This is a genomic window from Streptomyces sp. NRRL F-5755 (assembly GCF_001279365.1).
Taxonomy (GTDB): domain Bacteria; phylum Actinomycetota; class Actinomycetes; order Streptomycetales; family Streptomycetaceae; genus Streptomyces; species Streptomyces rimosus.
In genome coordinates this window covers 1-789 of sequence record NZ_LGCW01000176.1, presented here as the reverse complement: position 1 = coordinate 789, position 789 = coordinate 1, and the positions used below count along the sequence as shown (strand labels likewise).

Annotated in this window: 1 pseudogene; it reads right to left on the bottom strand. The window is 77.7% G+C overall.

The annotated features are described in order from the left end of the window. Positions 1-592, bottom strand: a pseudogene (locus ADK86_RS16745) (aspartate aminotransferase family protein); the annotation flags it as partial. Between the last annotated feature and the right edge of the window lie 197 nt (positions 593-789).

The following is a 789-nucleotide window of genomic DNA, read 5'->3' as shown; positions in this document are numbered from 1 at the left end:
CGCCGGTGGTGACGAGGGCGTCCGGGCGGTCGTTGCCCTGCGGGCGGGCGGGGTCCTCAGGCGGAGCGGTTTCGCTCGGGCGGGCGGGGCCGGTGGGGGTGTCGGTCCGAGGTGGCCGGGCGGGCTCGTTCGGGGGTGCGTCGGTGTCGTACGTACAGCTGGGGGCTCTGTACGGGTAGACGAGGGCGGCCAGTTCGCGGGCCGTGCGGGCTTCGAGGGCGGAGGCGGCGGGGGCCTGGTCCCAGGAGTCCATCGACGGGTTCAGGGCGGCGGCGGCCAGGTCGGCCGCGGCGGCGAGGGCCAGCGGCGGGCAGTGCAGGTGGGCGGCGCAGTGCGGGTCGGCGGGGTCGGCGGCGCCTTCGGCCATGCCGTACACCAGGGTGCGCAGTGCTTCATGGGCCCCGCTGCCGGTCTCGGGGAGGACCGGGCCTGCGGCCTCCCGCAGCCGCGCGGCGACGCGGCCGGGACCGCCCGCGGGCAGCGGCCCGCCCCGGGCTTCCGCACCGTCGCGCAGTGCGTCGAGGACGGTGCCGAGGAGCGGGCGCAGGGCATCGGGGCCTGCGGCTCCGCCGGCGAGGGGCGGGGTGTTCATGGGGCGGGTCCTTCGGGTGCACGACTACGGGCACACCACAGCCTGGCCGGGGCCGGGTGGTGTGCCTGCCGAGGTGGACGAGCTCAACCCGAAAGGGGGACCGGTACGAAGGGCGACGCGGCGATGATCGCCTCGCCTGATATGCGGGGCGCACGGTGGCGCGGCGGGGAGGGGGTGGTGCGCGGGGTGTCGTACGG